The sequence below is a fragment of the Streptomyces sp. AC627_RSS907 genome (assembly GCF_019049165.1).
In genome coordinates this window covers 1-562 of sequence record NZ_JAGMUE010000847.1, presented here as the reverse complement: position 1 = coordinate 562, position 562 = coordinate 1, and the positions used below count along the sequence as shown (strand labels likewise).

At 68.1% G+C, this 562-nt stretch carries 1 protein-coding gene; it reads left to right on the top strand.

The genetic code is table 11. The annotated features are described in order from the left end of the window. A partial coding sequence (locus KUM32_RS38985) for a DUF6271 family protein (RefSeq protein WP_254406731.1) occupies positions 1-562 on the top strand: 562 nt, incomplete at both ends.

The window sequence follows — 562 nt, the reverse complement described above, 5'->3', positions numbered from 1 at the left end:
GTGCTGGTCGGCGCGTCGTTCGTGGGCGAACTGTCCGTGGACATCAGCGAGATCCGACAGCTCGACGAGGACGTCTACCGCGACGTCGTCGGTCTGTGGGCGCCCGCCGACTGGAGCGCGGAGCAGAAGCGGGAGCTGGCCGACGAGTCGTTCACCGGCGCCGGCACCGCCCCCTTCACCGGCGACCACGCGCTGCTGACCCTCGTGGACCCGATGCGCCTGGACATGTGCAACATCAGCTTCCAGCAGGTGCACGAACGGGTTCCGCTGCCACCGGCGACCAACACCATCGGCAGCGACTACTTCCTGATGCACCTGGTGCACGACGCGGCCCTGCCCGGCGTCCTGCACAACCGGCACATCGTGAACTTCTACACCACGGAGCGGCGCACCGACGCCGGCTTCATGGCCTACCAACTGCGCTTCACCAAGTTCTTCCTGTCCATGCTCTACCTCAACGCCGTCTACGCGGCCATGGCCGAGGCCGGGCCCGCCCTGCTGGACGACGCACACCAGGTGCGCGCGGAGCGCGTCAGCGAGCTGTTCTGGGACAGCACCCGCC